The sequence below is a fragment of the Cognataquiflexum nitidum genome, assembly GCF_022538055.1.
Taxonomy (GTDB): Bacteria; Bacteroidota; Bacteroidia; order Cytophagales; family Cyclobacteriaceae; genus Cognataquiflexum; species Cognataquiflexum nitidum.
In genome coordinates this window covers 54,159-72,419 of sequence record NZ_JAKZAM010000002.1, presented here as the reverse complement: position 1 = coordinate 72,419, position 18,261 = coordinate 54,159, and the positions used below count along the sequence as shown (strand labels likewise).

11 protein-coding genes are annotated in these 18,261 nt (G+C 42.1%); 5 read left to right on the top strand and 6 right to left on the bottom strand.

From position 1 onward, the window contains the following. Positions 1-39: 39 nt before the first annotated feature. Both priA and MMU07_RS01510 read right to left on the bottom strand, forming a co-directional pair. On the bottom strand, positions 40-2,559 hold the full coding sequence (gene priA, locus MMU07_RS01515; protein WP_241124066.1) for a replication restart helicase PriA: 2,520 nt from the start codon (positions 2,557-2,559) through the stop codon (positions 40-42). A gap of 8 nt (positions 2,560-2,567) precedes the next feature. Next, positions 2,568-4,595, bottom strand: a complete 2,028-nt coding sequence (locus tag MMU07_RS01510) for a thioredoxin domain-containing protein (RefSeq protein ID WP_241124065.1) — start codon at positions 4,593-4,595, stop codon at positions 2,568-2,570. Positions 4,596-4,798: 203 nt separating this feature from the next. Here MMU07_RS01510 and MMU07_RS01505 point away from each other — a divergent pair, with 203 nt between their 5' ends. After that, the gene (locus MMU07_RS01505; protein ID WP_241124064.1) at positions 4,799-4,990 is read left to right on the top strand and encodes a hypothetical protein; all 192 of its coding nucleotides are present in this window, start codon (positions 4,799-4,801) and stop codon (positions 4,988-4,990) included. Here MMU07_RS01505 and MMU07_RS01500 read toward each other — a convergent pair. Then, complete coding sequence (locus tag MMU07_RS01500; RefSeq protein ID WP_241124063.1) at positions 4,977-5,963, bottom strand: GSCFA domain-containing protein; 987 nt, start codon at positions 5,961-5,963, stop codon at positions 4,977-4,979. The genes MMU07_RS01505 and MMU07_RS01500 overlap by 14 nt on opposite strands. A gap of 159 nt (positions 5,964-6,122) precedes the next feature. On the opposite strand from MMU07_RS01500, the gene MMU07_RS01495 reads away from it, so the two are divergent. Beyond that, positions 6,123-6,503, top strand: coding sequence for a GxxExxY protein (locus MMU07_RS01495; protein WP_241124062.1), 381 nt, complete (start codon positions 6,123-6,125; stop codon positions 6,501-6,503). A 140-nt stretch (positions 6,504-6,643) separates the two neighbouring features. Here the strand turns inward: MMU07_RS01495 and purL are convergent, their stop codons facing one another. Together purL and MMU07_RS01485 are read right to left on the bottom strand one after the other, a co-directional pair. After that, on the bottom strand, positions 6,644-10,324 hold the full coding sequence (purL, locus tag MMU07_RS01490; RefSeq protein WP_241124061.1) for a phosphoribosylformylglycinamidine synthase: 3,681 nt from the start codon (positions 10,322-10,324) through the stop codon (positions 6,644-6,646). A 399-nt stretch (positions 10,325-10,723) separates the two neighbouring features. Further along, a complete protein-coding gene (locus MMU07_RS01485) occupies positions 10,724-11,353 on the bottom strand; it encodes a hypothetical protein (RefSeq protein ID WP_241124060.1) in 630 nt (209 codons plus the stop codon). Positions 11,354-12,399: 1,046 nt separating this feature from the next. Between MMU07_RS01485 and MMU07_RS01480 the strand changes: the two genes are divergently transcribed. Together MMU07_RS01480 and MMU07_RS01475 are read left to right on the top strand one after the other, a co-directional pair. Continuing rightward, complete coding sequence (locus MMU07_RS01480; protein ID WP_241124059.1) at positions 12,400-13,293, top strand: Fic family protein; 894 nt, start codon at positions 12,400-12,402, stop codon at positions 13,291-13,293. Positions 13,294-13,824: 531 nt separating this feature from the next. After that, a complete protein-coding gene (locus MMU07_RS01475) occupies positions 13,825-15,024 on the top strand; it encodes a DEAD/DEAH box helicase (protein WP_241124058.1) in 1,200 nt (399 codons plus the stop codon). Positions 15,025-15,384: 360 nt separating this feature from the next. Here the strand turns inward: MMU07_RS01475 and MMU07_RS01470 are convergent, their stop codons facing one another. Further along, positions 15,385-17,067: a bifunctional metallophosphatase/5'-nucleotidase gene (locus MMU07_RS01470; protein WP_241124057.1), complete on the bottom strand. Its 1,683-nt coding sequence runs from the start codon at positions 17,065-17,067 to the stop codon at positions 15,385-15,387. Positions 17,068-17,347: 280 nt separating this feature from the next. On the opposite strand from MMU07_RS01470, the gene MMU07_RS01465 reads away from it, so the two are divergent. Next, positions 17,348-18,220: a TraB/GumN family protein gene (locus MMU07_RS01465; protein ID WP_241124056.1), complete on the top strand. Its 873-nt coding sequence runs from the start codon at positions 17,348-17,350 to the stop codon at positions 18,218-18,220. Positions 18,221-18,261: the final 41 nt, after the last annotated feature.

The following is an 18,261-nucleotide window of genomic DNA, read 5'->3' as shown; positions in this document are numbered from 1 at the left end:
TAGTACTACACTCTCGTCTCTCGTCTCTCGTCTCGCTTCTCAATAAGGGTCCACATCCACCACAAACCTCACTCCTCTAAAATCCTTATGCACCTGCATTTCTTCCAAAAGCTGGAGCAAATCATGTTTAAATTGGGCTTGGGCATTTCCTGATTTATCCAACTTCGCGATGGATTCGAAGATGTATTGGTTCTTGATTTTTCCGACCAATCCCTTTTCCGGCCCCAACATGATCTTCTTGACATCGATTTCGCCCATCAGGTTATGTAGATGTCTTGCGGCCTTTTCTGCAATTTTATAATCCTTATGCCGGGTCGTGATTTTGATGATTTTGACAAAAGGAGGGTAGAAAAACCGCTGCCTATCCCCCATTTCCTGAATATAAAAGTTCTTGTAATCCCCGGAAATCACCTGTCCAAAAATGGCTTCCTCAGGTTTTCGTGTTTGGATGATGACGGAACCTTTTTTGTCCCGCCGTCCTGCCCGGCCTGCCACTTGGGTGATTTGCTGAAAAGCACGCTCACCGGCCCTAAAGTCCGGAAAATACAAAATCCTGTCTGCATCCATGATTCCTACAACAGTGACACGATCGAAATCCAAACCCTTGGTAATCATCTGGGTACCGACCAATATATCAATGTTACCGCTTCCAAATTCTTCCAATAATTGCTGGTATCCGTATTTGCTTCGGGTAGTATCCAAATCCATCCTTGCGATTCTGGCTTCAGGAAAAAGTAAGGAAAGACTTTCTTCGATCCGCTCTGTCCCCAAGCCAACCGCTCCCAATTTATTGCTTCCACAGGCAGGACATGCATGCGGGACTTTCTCCTTGAACCCACAATAATGGCAGCGCATCTCCTCCCCAAACTGATGGTAAGTCAGGCTGACATCGCAATGTTCACATTCTGGAATCCATCCACAATCTTCACAGGCTATATAAGGCGCATAGCCACGCCTGTTTTGGAAAATCAAAACCTGCTCCTGATTGGATAAAGCTTCCTGGATTTTTTCTCTGAGTAATCTCGTAAAATCAAGCTTCAGTAGGTTTTTCTTTTTGTCCACTAGCATATCCGCCAAGTGGTACTCGGGAAGTTGTGCCTCTCCGTATCTTTTGTCCAAAGCCACATAGCCATACTTTTTGGTTCGGGCATTGTAAAAAGATTCAAAGGAAGGCGTCGCAGACCCAAGCAAAGTTTTGGCTTGGTGAATCCAGGAAAGCATGATCGCCGCATCCCTTGCCTGAAATCTCGGCGCAGGATCAAACTGCTTGTAGGATGACTCATGTTCTTCATCGACGATCACCATTCCCAAGCTATCAAATGGCAAAAATATAGAAGACCTTGCGCCGATCACAAAGGAGATTTTTCCGCTCAAAACCCCATTCCAAACCTCTACCCTTTCATTGTCTGAATATTTGGAATGGTAAACTCCCATACTGCTACCAAAAACTTTCCTGAGCCTGCCGACCATGTGGGTGGTAAGAGCAATCTCGGGCAATAGCAACAATACTTGGGAACCTCCGGCCAAGACCTCCTTGATCAGGGTAATATAAATTTCTGTTTTGCCGCTTCCGGTTATTCCATGAAAAAGGACGGCGTTTTTTTCTTCAAATTGGATTTTTATTTCTCCAAGAATTTTGCTCTGCAGTTCTGAAAGGACAATCTCTTCTCCATTTCCCTCTTCCTCCTCAAAACGGCTGATGATAATTTTGAACTCTTCAAGCACGCCGTTTTTGATCAGGGTCTTGAGGGAGGATACCGAGAGGTTAGCTTCGGTAATTACTTTTTTGTCCAATCCTTTTTGGTTGAGGTCAGGACTTTTGTACACCGGGATTTCCTGCAGGTACTTGAGCAAAATTTCCTCCTGCTTTGGTTTGTTGGCGATATCGTTGAAAAGGGCTTCCAAGGTTTTCTTGTCTGAAGCATACTCTTTGGAAAGCCGGATTCTTGATTCAACTTTGGGCGTATATTTCTCTTTTAATTGCTCAAAAACCAAAATGGCTTCCTTGATGACCAAGCTTTTGATGATACCATGGATTGATTTGAGACCGAGGACATTTTCACACTCCTCATAGGTCATATCATCTTTGGCAGCCAATGCCTGAAGCAAAATTTCCTCCCTGTCGTCAAGCGGATACGGAGAGGTGTCTGAATCAAAGGTAGGATTGAGTTGGATTTTGCTTTCGCTGCTGAGTTTCAGTCCTGAAGGCAGGGCCGCATTCATCACTTCTCCGATATGGCAGCAATAATACTCCGCCATCCACGCCCAAAAACGGATCTGTAATGGATTGACCGTAGCATGGTTGTCAAGAATATCGAGAACGGGTTTGGCTTCGTAAGCGGAAGGCGGCTTTTGGTGGACTTTGCCGATAATGCCGGTAAGTACCTTCTTTTTTCCAAACTGAACAATCACCCGAAAACCGATACCGATCTGCTCCGCCATACTCCGCGGAATTTTGTAGGTAAACATCTTTGGGATGGGTACAGGCAATATGATGTCCGCAAATAAGTTGGATTTGCTGTCTTCCTGTGGGTATAAATCACCAAATAAACTCTCCAAAAGGTAGGTCAGGCTAAAGATGGAAACTGTGCCAAAGCATCGGCAACTTCATAAACAGGCTTTTGACAAGCCTTATTGAAGCAAACGTAAATTAAGGCATTTCCTTCAGAATCCGCTGTTTTGTATTCCAATAGCGGAATATTTTCTGTGACAGTTTCAGACGCAGCAATTTCAAAATTGGATGAATTTGAGGCTTGCATCTCTTTTGCTTTCGCTAATGCCCCTTTGCCCACAATGGCGATCTCTGCTTTTGCTACCAAAGTACTCAGATACAATGATACCCAATTGCATAGAAAACCCGGTTCGGTGATGATCAGCTTTTTCATGGATCCAAGCATTTTTTCGGAAATCTCAAGATACCTGTCTTCATAAAAATACAGACCCAAATCCTGAAGATTTCTTGCCATCATAGAATTGGAAGCTGGAATGACATTATCAAACAATTCTTTTTTGTTGGCTATCAGTTTTTCAGCTGTGGGATTATTGAAAAAGAAAAATCCGTCAGTCTCATCATAAAATTGCTCCAAAACAACGTCTGTCAATTCCTTGGCCGTGTGTAGCCATTTCTGATCAAAAGTAGCTTTGTATAAGGAGATTAATCCTTTGATCACCGCAGCGTAATCTTCCAAAAATCCGGGAGTATATGCTTTCCCATTTTTGTATGACCGATACAAAATCCCGTCTTGGTACATTTTGTCCAAAATAAAATTTCCATTGGCAAGGGCTAACTTCAATGCTTTTTCCTCTCCCAAAGAGAGATAAGCCTGAACGAGTCCCTCCACCATAAGTCCGTTCCAACCACTCAAAACCTTGTCGTCCAAACCCGGATAAATCCTTTTATTCCTCACCTCCAACAGCTTGGTTTTGATTCGGTTAAGCCTGTTTACATAAGCTGAAACTGAAAGACCTTCTTCCTTGGAAAGTTCTTCATATGATTTTGTCTGGAAAAGGATATTGACTTCATCTTCCCAATTTCCTTTGAATTTGATGTTGTACAATTTCACAAACCAGCGCATATCCTCCGCCAAGATGGATTCCAACTCTTCTGACGTCCAAGTGTAAAATTTTCCTTCCACTCCTTCCGAATCCGCATCTTGGGCTGCAAAGAAACCTCCCTCCTGCTGAAGCATTTCAGCTTCCAACCAAGCGATGGTTTCGGTCACTTTCTCCCTGAACAGTTCCTCGCCACTTACCTGATAAGCTTTGGCATAAAGCGTCATCAACTGCCCGTTGTCATACAACATCTTCTCAAAGTGCGGTGCAAACCATTCCCCATCCACCGAATACCGTGCAAATCCTCCGCGAAGATGGTCATAGATACCGCCCATTCCGATCTTGCGAAGTGTAAAAAGTACTTTCTCCGTCAAGGCTTCATCTTTCTTCAGGATTGCATATTCCAACACAAAAGACCAAATGGCCGGCATGGGGAATTTTGGTTTTCTGTTCATCCCACCCCATTCCAAGTCGAACTGATCCTCTAATTTTTTGATGGCATAAGCCAACTCCTCACTTGACAATTCAGTCTTGGCAGACTCCAATCCATATTTCTCCAACTCCGACCTGTTGAGGCTCCTTCCAAATCCTTCTGCACTTTCAGCGAGTTGGTCAAAATGCTTTTCATACGCATCTGCGATATTGGTGAGCAATGCTTTCCATTGCTTGTTGGGAAAGTAAGTTCCCCCATAAAAAGGCTTTTGGTCCGGCATCAGGAAAACATTGAGCGGCCAACCTCCATTCACGCCCATGACCTGTACCGATTCCATATAAATATTATCTAGATCAGGGCGCTCCTCCCGGTCGATTTTGATGCAGACAAAGTGGGCATTCATGATGGCAGCCGTAGCATCGTCTTCAAAACTTTCCTTTTCCATCACGTGGCACCAATGACAAGCCGAATAGCCGATGCTGACAATGATCGGTTTGTTTTCAGTTTTGGCTTTATTTAAAGCTTCTTCTCCCCAAGGATACCAATCGACAGGATTGTGGGCATGTTGGAGAAGATAAGGTGATTGGGAGTGTATGAGGCGGTTGGACATTTCGTTGGTTGTAAGGGTTGTGGTGGTTGGAATGGTTATAATGGTTGTAGTTGTTGTAATGGTTGTAGTGGTTGTCCTTGTTGTCGGGTTGTCGGGTTGTCAAGTTGTTGGGTTGTCGGGTTGGCCCCGTCATTCTGAACCGGAGCTTGCGGAGGTGAAGAATCTATTTAAATATAGAGTCTTCACTACTCTCAGGGAAAATCATGAAAGTCATTGATCGTGGAGTAAAGAATTCATTTTCTTTAGAAAAACATGAAAACAACCGTAACACCTACTTTTCACAAGTCCAAGCATCGGTCATCGGTCACCCGACAACGGTCAAAAACACCAGAATTTACTCTGATTCAAACTTCCTTCCTACTTCAAACTTCCAACCTCCCCTCACTTCCCCCTAGAATGCACCTGTTTTCTCAACAAGTCTATTTCCTTTGAAAAATCAAAATCCCGGCTGTATCGTTCCAATTTCTTCTGAAGATTGTCTAAAAATTTGATGTGGGCTGGGCTCTCCGGGTTGAATGGCCTGTGTGCAAGGTCTCTTTTGATCCCTTCAAATTCCAAAATCAATGGGAAAGCCTTGGGATCAACCCAAGCGGTTTTGAATCTTTCCCAAATATAACCTTCGGCCTGCGCGTTGGGATGAATCATGTCTTCTTTATAAAAACGATAATCCCTCAAATCATCCATCATAATCTCATAGGCAGGAAAATACTGCACAAAATCGTAGGTTTCGGTAAGGTCATGAGCCGCCAACCTCAGGATGGACTTGCTCAACCTGTCTTCAGGAATGCCGTCTTTGATATGTCTGACAGGACTGACGGTCAACAATACCTGTACATCGGGATTGATCTGTCTCAGAATATTGAAAAAACCGCTAAAAGCTTTTTGGATTTCATCAGGGTGGAGTAATCTCTTTTCAAATAGATCTGAAGGCTGTTTGTGACAGTTGGCCACAACCTGACCATCATTTCCATATTCATAAACCCAGGCGGTACCAAAAGTGATCAGGATATGAGAGGCATTTTCCAAAACCTGTTTGGTCTGCTGCTGCTTTTTGTGGATCAACCTTTCCAAAGAATCCTGACTATAAGCCACCACATCAGAATGCATCCCAAAATGTAGGTACAATCCATCCCTGACCAAAATCATATCCGTATTGATGGGCATTTCCAATGCGGCATCTTCCATTACTTGGGCGATGGAGATGGGGTTGAAAAGCGTTCCAAAGGGATTATTGAGAATGGGAAACTTTCTTTCGGCCAATTTCTCACCGATCATGGTAGAAAAACAAGAACCGATAGAAAAGATTGGTTTGTGATGATTAATCTTACTTTCCCCCTCAGGGATATCAAAAGAAGTAGTCCAAAGCATGCTATAAAATTAGAAAGAAAGCCCACAAATCCTTAGAGAAAAGACGCAAAATTTTTTTCGCCCACAAAGACACAAAGGCACGAAGGAATTTTTGATTTAATTGAATAAGGTTATATTTAACTAAGCTATAAGAAATAACTTAATAATCCCTTTTGGAACATGACGGAAAATGAATTGGCAACCGAAGCGGTAGATATCGCATATCAAATTCATAAAGAACTTGGACCAGGTTTAATTGAAAGTATTTACGAGGAGATTTTTGCTTATGAATTGAATATCAGAAAAATCCCTTTTACACGACAGGAGAAGGTAATTGTGACTTACAAAGGAATGAACTTTGGTAGGGGATTTCGAACAGATTTGATTTTAGATGACAAACTTATCATTGAATTAAAATCTGTTGAAACAATCGAGAAGGTCCACCATAAAATGTTGTTGACCTACATGCGATTAAAAAATATCAAGCTTGGATTACTGATCAATTTCAAAGTCAATTTGATAAAAGATGGAATCCACCGAAAAATCGATGGGTATTTATAGGTGCTTTGATCAATAAACAGCCACAAAGAAAATGATATTCTTTGTGGCTCAGTGTCTTTGTGGGATCTTTTAGCGGCTTCTTTGCGGGATTTCTATTTCTATTTCTTTTTCTTCGTGCCTTCGTGTCTTAGTGGGAGCATTTAGTGTCTCCCCACCCACTTAAATGCATTCACAAAAGCCTCTATCCATGGACTGACTTCGTCGCTTGATTTGTCGGAAGGATAGTACGGCCAATTCCAAGGTTTAAGCGATCTTTCAATATGTGGCATAATCGCCAAGTGCCTGCCATCTTCGGAAACAATTCCAGCTACAGCATAATCAGATCCGTTTGGATTGCCCGGATAGCCCTCATAGCTGTATGTCATGCCGATCTGGTAAGCGTCTTTTGGTTTTGGCAATTGGAATTTTCCTTCTCCATGTGCTACCCAAACACCCAATCTTTTACCGGAAAGGGATTTGAACATCACAGATTCATTCTCAGGAACATTCACATTGACAAAGATTGATTCAAACTTATGGCTTGCATTGTGCAGCATCTTTGGCTTGACATCATGGTCAGGCGTAACGAGCCCAAGCTCCACCATAAGTTGACAACCATTACAAACACCCAAACTCAATGTATCTTTTCTCGCATAGAAATTGTCTAAGGCCTGTTTCGCTTTTTCATTGTAAAGAAAAGCTCCGGCCCAACCTTTGGCAGAACCCAATACATCTGAATTGGAAAATCCTCCCACAAAAACGATCATTTGAACATCTTCGAGGTTTTCACGTCCTGCGATCAGGTCTGTCATGTGAACATCCTTCACGTCAAAACCTGCCAACCAAAGTGAATAAGCCATCTCACGGTCACCGTTGACACCCTTTTCACGGATGATGGCGGCACGCTTTCCTGAGGCTTCTTTTCTATATGGATTCAAACCAAAAGCATCTAATGTGCCTTTCCAGTTTTCCCCAAAATTGTATGCTAATGGCTGCTTTTTATAATTGGTAAAGCGCTCCAAAGCAAGTTTGTCACCGCTTTGCTTTTTGTCAAGCAGGTAAGAAGACTTGAACCAGGTATCTCTCATTTCCACTATATCCAGCGTCAGGTCAGCACCGAGCAACTCAACTTTACCATTTAAAGTAACCTCAGCAACTGAGATATAGGAAACTCCAAGGTTTTCCAAAACCGCTCTCGTTCTTTCCGGATTGGCCACCTGGATCAGTACGCCAGGGTTTTCGGCAAACAAAGCTTTGACAACGTCCTTTTCAGCCAATCTTTCGGTTTTCACTTTCAGACCAACTTCGGTGGATGGGAAGCACATTTCCAACAAAGCAGTAATCATCCCTCCTGAGGAAATATCATGACCGGCAAGAATTTCCCCCTTTTCGATCAGCTTTTGGATCACCATAAATGCTTTCGCAAAGTATTGGCTGTCCCTCACATCCGGTGTATCGTTTCCGATGGTATTCAATACCTGTGCAAAACTGGAACCACCCAATTTGGCGGTGTCTTTTGAAAAATCAATGTAATAAACCTTGCTTCCTGCAATAGGCTTCAAATCCGGAGAAACAGTCATTTTCGGAGCTGAACACTCCCCTACTGTGGAGATGATGACTGTTCCGGGCGAATAAACTGTCTTACCTCCGGGATACTTCTGTGTCATGGAAAGGGAATCTTTTCCTGTCGGCACGTTGATTCCCAAAGCAATGGAAAAGTCTGAAATGGCTTCCACCGCGCGGTAAAGCCTGTCGTTTTCTCCGGGATTTTTTGCGGGCCACATCCAATTGGCACTGAGGGAAACCCCAGCCAAACCGTCTGTAATCGGTGCCCAAACCAAGTTGGTGAGTGATTCTGCAATCGCCAACCTTGATCCTGCTTCAGGATTTGCCAAGGCCGCAACGGGTGCATGTCCGATGGAGGTTGCAATTCCTTTTTCTCCTGTAAAGTCCAAAGCCATCACTGCCACATTGTTCAAGGGCAATTGGATTTCTCCCGTGGTCTGCTGCTTGGCCACTCTTCCCGTGACAGAACGGTCAACTTTATTGGTCAACCAATCCTTACAAGCCACAGCTTCCAATTGCAAAACCTGCTCAATGTATGTTTTCAGCTCCTTGGCTGAGTATTTTGGCTCTTCGTAATCTGTCGTTGCAGGAGTATCCTCCAAAATGGTTTTTGGCGAACTTCCAAACATATAGGCCAAATCCCAATCGACGGGCTTCTCCTCTGTTTCAAAATTCTCAAATTTGAAATGCATGTCTCCGGTAGTTTCACCTACGACATAGAATGGCGCTCTTTCTCTCTCCGCAATCCTTTGAAGTGTAGCCACATCCTTTTCATGTACCACCAATCCCATTCTTTCCTGAGATTCGTTTCCGATGATTTCTTTGGCAGAAAGTGTGGGGTCGCCAACCGGCAATTTGTCCAAATGAATCGTTCCACCTGTACTTTCCACCAATTCAGACAGGCAGTTCAAATGCCCTCCGGCTCCGTGGTCATGGATGGAAATGATCGGATTCTCATGAGACTCGGCCATGGCGCGGATCACATTGGAAACCCGCTTTTGCATCTCCGGATTGGAACGTTGGATGGCGTTCAACTCTATGGCATTGCTGAATTCACCCGTATTTACAGACGAAACCGCTCCACCGCCCATACCTATGCGGTAGTTGTCCCCGCCCATGACGATGATTTTATCACCCTTGCTAGGTTCGTTTTTCTTGGCGTATTCTTTCCTTGTAAATCCGACTCCACCTGCCAGCATGATGACTTTGTCAAATCCGTGGGATTTTCCGTCTTCCTCATGCTCAAAAGTCAATACCGATCCGCAGATCAAGGGCTGACCAAATTTATTTCCAAAATCTGAAGCTCCGTTGGAAGCTTTGATCAGGATATCCATCGGAGTTTGGTAGAGCCATTTCCTTTCGGTCAGGTCTTTCTCCCAACTTCTACCAGTCTCGGACCTTGGATAGGAAGTCATGTAAACAGCAGTTCCCGCCAAAGGAATGGAGGCTGTTCCACCTGCCAACCTGTCCCTAATTTCTCCGCCGGCGCCGGTAGCTGCACCGTTAAAAGGCTCGACTGTAGTCGGGAAATTGTGTGTTTCTGCCTTGAGGGATATGACCGTTTGTATGGTTTCAGTCTCAAAAAAATCAGCTTTATCCTGTGTTTTTGGTGCAAATTGTTGTGCCTTGGGTCCGTCTACAAAAGCCACGTTGTCTTTGTAGGCGGAAACGATTTTATTGGGATGTCTTTTGGAAGTTTCCTTGATCAGCTGAAAAAGCGTCTTGTCCTTTTCAACCCCGTCAATCACAAAAGTACCGTTGAAAATCTTGTGTCGGCAATGCTCCGAATTGACCTGACTGAATCCGAAAACTTCTGAATCTGTAAGAGGCCTACCCAATGATTTGCTTACTCCTTCCAAGTAATCCACCTCTTCTTGACTGAGGGCCAAACCTTCTTTTTGGTTGTAAGCTTTGATGTCTGTAACCGGGATGATTCTTTCAGGCTGCAAATGGATATCAAAAATATCCTGATCCAATCCCTCATATACTTTTTGAAGCATCGGGTCAATGCTGTCATTTTCGGTTATCGGGAAGTATTCTTCCATTCTTTGGATTCCCAAAATCCCCATATTGACCGTGATTTCTACCGCATTGGTAGACCAAGGCGTGATCATTTCCTTTCTAGGACCGGCAAATTTTCCCAAGACTTTGTCAGCCTGGATCTGTTTGGACTCACCAAAGAGCCAATTCAGTTTGTCAATATCTTGTTGAGGGAGAGGGTTTTTGGCCTGAACAGCATAAATCAGGGCTTTGGGAGATTGGAAAAAGAGGATCATGAGCGTTTTTTGGAGCCTTTTTTAAGAAGCCACAAAGGTAAACAATTGGGTCAAAAGATTAAAGGAATGTTTTAAAGGATGAGGGATGAAGGATAAGGGGGTGGAAAGTAAATGGTAGAAAGTGAGAGGTAAAAAGGAAAAGGATGAGGGAGGAAGGCTGAAGAAAAAAAAAAAGAAAATTCCTGACCATTAATTGATGTTATTCAGTCAGCCATTGTTTGCAATTTAAATACAACCTATTTAGTTATTTCATGTTGTTGCACGAAAGGTTCAATACTTATGCCGAATTCGAACTATTAACGGTTCTCTGCTATGAGAAGACGGGCTTTCAGAGCCGTGTGTTTTAAGCTAAAGGATTTATCCTGCAGGATCCAAGGTAAAGTTGGCGGTATTATTTTTTCACACTCTTTGAAAATCAAATGTTTCTCCAACTACATAAGAGTCACCCATCACCAATACTTTAACAATCTCGGTCTCGTCAACCTGGTGTCCGTCAAGCCATCTCTTAGGATTATGTCCCCCAACAATGGACGGGTTCATGTTATGTCGTTCAAGTTCCTCTTTATATGCTTCCATTATTTTAATGGGACCTTTAGCGAATAATCCCATTGTCGATTTACATATCTCAATTGTTGCTAATGTATTGTTTAAAAATTTGTCAAATGGAATTCTGTTCCTCGTCACCTGAAGATGTATGTTGTAAATGTTTACAAACAATTCATATGGTCTTTCTGTTGGTCTTCCAAAGTATAAATTTGTCTGCCTTTGATTGTAAGTCCAAAGAAGTGGATGTTCTTCAAACAGTTCTAGTTTGTCAGCAAAGTCCGATTTAATCAAATCTTCTCTAACTCCACTAATTTGAGCTTCCCAGAGTTGGCTTTGTCCCTCAATACCAGTTTTTATTACAAACTCAATTCTTAAGTCGTCAGAATACCAATCAGCCCCAGTGATATGAATTTCACCGTTCTCTTCGAACTCAACTGTCGAGAAGATGCATTCCAGTTCTTTATTTATTGTTTCTAATCTCATTTAAAATATTGCAGGAAATTGTGTTATTCACGCAACTCTTGCTCATGCACGCCATATGATGTACATGAGAAACAGTTTCAGATACTTTTCAATTATTTAAACTTAATCTCTTTTAGTTAGATATCCAATCGCAGTAAATACCCTTTGATATTTATTTTGATTTAGACTTCGAATTTGATCAATTTGTAGGAAAGACTTGTTTTTTCTCTTTACGGCTTTGAGGGAAACAAGAAGGATCCCGCTTCTGGAGAAGCAGGATAACAGGAAAACTTTTCTTAGTGGCTTCGTGTCTTTGTGGGCTATATTCTTTCTTGTTTTGCGACTTGGCGTCTTTGCGTGAGCGGAATAATCCAGCTTTTGGAGAAGCGGGATAACAAGAAAACTTTCCTTAGTGGCTTCGTGTCTTTGTGGGCTATACTCTTTCTTGTTTGCGACTTGGCGTCTTTGCGTGAGCGGAATAATCCAGCTTTTGGAGAAGCGGGATAACAAGAAAACTTTCCTTAGTGGCTTCGTGTCTTTGTGGGCTATACTCTTTCTTGTTTGCGACTTGGCGTCTTTGCGTGAGCGGAATAATCCAGCTTTTGGAGAAGCGGGATAACAAGAAAACTTTCCTTAGTGGCTTCGTGTCTTTGTGGGCTATACTCTTTCTTGTTTGCGACTTGGGGTCTTTGCGTGAGCCGAATAATCCAGCTTCAGGTGATGCAGGATAACAGGATAACTTTTCTTAGTGGCTTCGTGTCTTTGTGGGCTATACTCTTTCTTGCTTTGCGACTTGGCGACTTTGCGTGTGCCGAATAATCCAGCTTCTGGAGAAGCAGGATAACAGGAAAACTTTTCTTAGTGGCTTCGTGTCTTTGTGGGCTATATTCTTTCTTGTTTTACAACTTTGCGTCTTCCCGAGAAATAAGAAGTATCTTGCTTCTGGAGAAGCAGGATAACTGAAGGAAAACAGAAAACTGGAAATTCTTGCCGATATCGGCAAAAAATGATCAATTTTACAAAGAGAAAATATTTCTTTGCCGATAATTGTTTAGATCAACACTTAGATGCGATACATTTCAGTCAAGGAATTTGTCAAAAAATGGAATATTCCTGAAAGGACAGTCAGGCATTATTGTACTTCAGGTAAAATTAAAGGAGCTTTTCTTACAGGTAAAACATGGAATATCCCCGAAGATGCAGTGTTTTCTAAAAAGATAAATTTCAAGACAATCATCGGAAACCCATTGCTTGATCGCTTAAAGGCTGAAAAATCAATGAAATTAAAGGGAGGGATTTACCATCGAACTCAAATTGACTTGACGTACAATTCTAATAGAATTGAAGGCAGCAAACTATCGCATGATCAGATTCGGTTTATTTTTGATACGAATACAATAGGAGTTTCTGACCAAAACATCAATGTTGATGACATCATAGAGACTACTAACCATTTTCGAAGCATTGATTTCATCATCGAAAAGGCCAAGTCCAAACTCACTGAATCAATGATTAAGGAATTGCATTTTTTGATAAAATCGGGAACTTCCGACAGTGGTAAAGATTGGTTTAATGTTGGCAAATACAAACTCCTTCCTAATGAGGTTGGGGGCAATGAGACCTGCCATCCAAAAGAGGTAGGGAATGAAATGAAGAAATTACTCCATGATTATCATCTATTAGAAAGGAAATCCCTAGAAGACATCTTAAATTTTCACCATGGGTTTGAGGTGATTCATCCCTTTCAGGATGGAAATGGACGGGTAGGAAGATTAATCATGTTTAAAGAATGTCTAGCTAATGGCATCGTACCTTTTATCATATCCGACGAATTGAAACTTTTTTATTACAGAGGTTTACAGGAATGGAATCAAGTAAGGGAATATCTGTTGGACACCTGTCACACAGCTCAAGATCAGTATAAAAACCTTCTGAAATACTTTGAAATAGAATTTGAATAAATGGCTCAAACCAATAACTCCTGCTTGTCCTCCACGACCCCAAAAGCAAGCGCAGCAGTAGTGACAATAAATTTTCTCCGTTCCATAATTATTGTGGTTAAAGGTTATGGACAAAAATACCATGAACCAAGAACATGGAGCTGGTAAAAATCGGACATTTTTTCTTTAGAAAAACATCCACCAAAATGCCTTTCAATCTTCCTGATCAATAATTGCCAAAGCAGGAAATTAGTGTTTTTCATTTGCCCCTTCGCGCCTTCGCGGGAATAAAAAAGGAATCCCGCTTCTGGAGAAGCAGGATAACAGGAAAACTTTTCTTAGTGGCTTCGTGTCTCTGTGGGCTATATTGTTTCTTGTTTTGTGTCTTCGCGTCTTTGCGTGAGTTAAAATCATAGTGCTTTCCTCCCAAAAAAAGCCTACCTTTGTCCCACTTTGTAAAAAAGCACGGCAAGTTGTAAGCCGCTTTTAATAAATCTCCCCGCTGATACAGAACATACAACATCTCCATCGGCCCAATTACACTCAGCCAACATGGCATTCAAAAATTTAGGAATTATTGATCCTATCCTCAAGGCACTCGCCAATGAAGGATACACTACCCCCACTCCCATTCAGCAACAAGCGATTCCATTGGTTCTCCAGGGAAGAGATCTGCTCGGATGTGCTCAAACCGGAACAGGCAAGACAGCAGCTTTTGCCATTCCAATTATCCAACACATTGCTGAGAAAAAGCAAATCCGATCAGGAATCAAGACTTTGATCCTGACGCCAACACGTGAACTCGCCATTCAAATTGATGAAAGTTTTGCCGCTTACGGCAAATTCACCAATATCAAACATACCGTCATTTTTGGCGGTGTATCCCAACTCCATCAGGTCAACGCCCTCAAAAGAGGAGTGGACGTGCTTGTGGCCACTCCGGGAAGATTACTCGATCTGATCAATCAACGCTTTGTTGATTTGAGACAATTGGAAGTTTTTGTCCTTGATGAAGCGGACAGGATGCTTGACATGGGTTTTATCCATGATGTCAAAAAGCTCATTTCGATCATTCCGGCCAAAAGACAGACTTTGTTTTTCTCGGCTACCATGCCTCCCGAAATCCAAAAATTGGCAGATTCACTGCTGACCAAACCGGCTTTTGTGGAAGTGACTCCACCATCCTCTACTGTTGACAAGATCGACCAACACCTATACTATGTCAACAAAGGAAACAAGCCTGAGCTTTTGCTTCACCTGTTGCAAAAAAAGAAAATCGGTTCGGCTTTGGTATTTACCAAAACCAAACACGGCGCGGATAAAGTGGTAAAACAACTTCAAAAGGAAAATGTAAAAACTGCTGCCATCCACGGAAACAAAAGCCAAAATGCACGTCAGAATGCTTTGAGTGATTTCAAAAACGGTAAAATCCAAGTCTTGATCGCTACAGATATCGCAGCGCGTGGTATTGACATCGATGAGCTTGCCAATGTTTTCAATTATGACTTACCCAATATTCCTGAAACTTATGTTCATCGGATCGGTAGAACAGGTAGGGCAGGAAATTCGGGGATTGCGATCTCATTTTGTGATGAAGAAACTGTAAAGGAACTCAAGGACATCGAAAAACTGATCGGCAAAAAGATCCCGGTCGTAGAAGACCACCCTTATCCTTTCAAAGGAATCCTCTCAGAAAAAGCCGGTGAATTGGCGAGGAAGAAGCCGAAGCAAGGGCAGAGGAGGAGGTATTAATAAGATACTGATTGATATTGGATATTTATTGGTACTTGATTATCAAAAAGTTGGTGGAAATAAGATTGAAATAAAATTGAAATACATAGAAATATTGTAGAAATACGATAGAAATAAATTGAAATAGTTTGGCGTCATTCTGAACCGTAGCTTGCGGAGGTGAAGAATCTCTAAAATGAAAGAGACTCTTCGCTACACTCAGAGTGACGATATAAACCTTATTAAATAAACAAAGGCAACGGTTCTCATCGTTGCCTTTTTTGTTTTTTACCGGTAGCAATCTTTATTTTAGAAATGATTTTCCTACCATACCTTGTTCTTCCATGGACTATCGGCCATGGACCATCGACTTTTTAAAACCTATCTAAACTCATAATCCACACCATGCACTTGGGTGAGCAATGAGGCAGGTGCGTCCAAAGCTTTGGCTGCCCCAGGAGGGGTCGGTGTCACGGGAGAGTGGGTAGCGAGGTAATTGAGCATCACCTGATGAAGGGTAATATCCAGATCCTTAGTGTTTTTGACATTCCTGATCCTACAGACCATATCCAATGGATCGCCATCTCTTTCGCAAGCGCTGATAGTGTAAGTTTTTGCAAGGTCAAGAGGCTGACCTTTTACAGTAAAGGACTGAATCCGTTTCCCTTCTTCCCCAAATGCATTAAAAGTCAATTTCATACCTTTGAACTTGGTCACCCAACCTCCAAATCTTTTGGATGCATCTTCCGCAAACACGTTGTTAAGTTCTCTTTCCATCCATGTATGTAACTGCTGACCTGTGACTTCGCCAATCCTAACTCTGCTGTCCACCGGCAACATATCAGAAATAAAACCTCTCGTGATCGGAATATTTCCGGTATGGTCTCTCATTGTCCGAGGCGGACAAAATCTGAATCCATTGGAAAGTTTGATATCTATATCAGGCAACTGATATTCGAGTGCATCCAAGACCATGGTATCTATGGGATTTTCGATCACAAAATACCGGTAAAGTGGAATAGTACTATAGCCTACAATTTTTTCTATTTCGGATTTGAATGGGGATTCTACCTCGGTCACCAGATTGGCCATCTTGGATTTGCTTTTGGATTTCTGTGGACTGACCTCCAGCAATTCATAATCGTCCCCCACCACTTTCCCATTTTCAATACTCAGTTCCAGTTTACCGACAAATGACCCAAATGCTCCGGGTTCAACGACCTTTGCATATTTGCATTGGATCGGCACCCTTACCCTTTCGTGGGTATCTGCTCCAAAAATATAATCTACTCCTTCACATTCGGGAAGGTTTGCAAGATGGATTTCTTGAGAGAGGCCGATGTGGGAAAGGATAATCACAAAAGCACATTTTTCCTGGTTTTTTAATACATCGACGTAGTGCTTGAGATTTTCCTCAGGCTTGGAAAAATAGATTCCCTTGCTGTAATTGGGCGATTGGCGCAATGGGATCATGGGGTCATTATAGCCAAGGAATCCAATTTTTACCCCATTGATATTCCAGATATGATAAGGAGGGAAAATCAATTCGCCTTTTTTCCCTTCCCCAAGGTCATGGTACATATTGGCACAGACTTTTGGTCCATGGAGTGAACCAAGCAGGTTTTGCATCTGATCTTTGCCATAAATCACCTCCCAATTTCCGGGAAGGTATAAGTCGTATTGAAGTTCATTGAGCAAAGGAACCATGGCTTGTCCCGAGGTCTCGATAGAAAGCATGGATCCTTGGAACATGTCTCCGGTATCGACCAAAAAGGAATGTTCACATTTTGCTCTTTGCTTCTTGATAAAAATATCTAAGTTGGCATAACCTCCTGTTTTTCTGAATACAGCTTGTCCATTTTCCCAAAATAACTCATCGTGCTCGTGAATCTGACAATGAACATCAGTGGTCTGAAAAATGGTTACTTTGAAATTTGTTTTGCTCTTATCTGATTTTTGCTCATTTGAAAGCTCTCCCGCCAAAAGTGGGTTGACAGACAATAAACCTGTTCCTGCGCTCATGGCTCCTAGTTTCTTGAGAAAATCTCTTTTTGATTGCTTCATTTTGGGTTTTGGTTTAAGACAAACTTCGGCTATTAATTTTTTCGATTTTATAAATTGATCCGAAGTATAAACAAGTCTTTTGGGAATGGAATAGATTTTCCCAAGTTAGAGTTGATAACCCAAATATGACTTTTTTTAAAAAGTAAATCTGTGACTTTTATTACAGCCCATCCTCTGCAACCATCCCTTCAAATCTGCATCGCTGTATTTTCAGGATTATTCCTTTAATTTATAATCTATTTTTGATCAATCATTATACTAAGACCCTATAAAGGAAATTATGAAAAAGTTAAGCCTCAAAAATGTTTTTGCCACCCTGATGCTATTCATGTTGGTGTTTCAGGCCTTCGCGAGTGAAAAAGAAGAAAAATCCCTTCTATGGAAAATCAGCGGAAATGGACTGAAAGAAAGTTCCTACCTCTTTGGTACCATCCACATGATCTGCAAGGATCAATTCTATATGGACGAAAGCATCGAAAACGCACTAGCTTCATCAAAAGTACTAGCGATGGAACTGAATATGGCCGACCCAAACCTGATGGCCGAAATGCAGCAGCTCTCCGTCAATCCGGGTTTTGCAAATATCAAAGGAGAGTTTTCTGCCGAGCAGGCAAGCGCATTGGACAAATTTTTGACAACATCTTATGGTGCAGGACTTGATCAATTGGGTATTTTGAAGCCTTTTGTACTTTCCTCCATGGTTCTTATCAAAATGCTCCCCTGTGCTGAGCAAAGCAGCTATGAAATTTTCCTTACCGAAAAAGCCAAAGAGCAAGCCAAAGCAGTAAAAGGCTTGGAATCGGTAGCTTTTCAGATGGGGGTTTTTGACCAGATTCCTCAAAAACTCCAGATTGATGAACTTGGCAAAATGGTGACGAATCCGGAAGGAATGGATGAATTCGACAAACTTGTCGGGGCTTACCTCGATCAGGACCTTGACATGCTTTATGACCTTATCACTGAAAATGATATGTTTCGGGAATATGGAAACTTGCTTTTAGAAGACAGGAACAAAAACTGGATTCCAAAAATCGAAGAATTGGCAAAAGAACAAGCAACTTTTATCGCGGTCGGTTCGGGTCACCTTGGATCGGAGACCGGAGTCATTGCGCTCCTCAGGAAAGCCGGATATACTGTTGAAGCCGTCAAATAACGATACAATAAAATGTCCGATTCCTGATCAGAATCGGACAT

Coding starts and splice junctions, on each gene's coding strand:
- MMU07_RS01510 (WP_241124065.1), bottom strand. CDS start 4,595: ATGTCCAACCGCCTCATACACTCCCAATCACCTTATCTTCTCCAACAT.
- MMU07_RS01505 (WP_241124064.1), top strand. CDS start 4,799: ATGAAAGTCATTGATCGTGGAGTAAAGAATTCATTTTCTTTAGAAAAA.
- MMU07_RS01500 (WP_241124063.1), bottom strand. CDS start 5,963: ATGCTTTGGACTACTTCTTTTGATATCCCTGAGGGGGAAAGTAAGATT.
- MMU07_RS01495 (WP_241124062.1), top strand. CDS start 6,123: ATGACGGAAAATGAATTGGCAACCGAAGCGGTAGATATCGCATATCAA.
- purL (WP_241124061.1), bottom strand. CDS start 10,324: ATGATCCTCTTTTTCCAATCTCCCAAAGCCCTGATTTATGCTGTTCAG.
- MMU07_RS01485 (WP_241124060.1), bottom strand. CDS start 11,353: ATGAGATTAGAAACAATAAATAAAGAACTGGAATGCATCTTCTCGACA.
- MMU07_RS01480 (WP_241124059.1), top strand. CDS start 12,400: ATGCGATACATTTCAGTCAAGGAATTTGTCAAAAAATGGAATATTCCT.
- MMU07_RS01475 (WP_241124058.1), top strand. CDS start 13,825: ATGGCATTCAAAAATTTAGGAATTATTGATCCTATCCTCAAGGCACTC.
- MMU07_RS01470 (WP_241124057.1), bottom strand. CDS start 17,067: ATGAAGCAATCAAAAAGAGATTTTCTCAAGAAACTAGGAGCCATGAGC.
- MMU07_RS01465 (WP_241124056.1), top strand. CDS start 17,348: ATGAAAAAGTTAAGCCTCAAAAATGTTTTTGCCACCCTGATGCTATTC.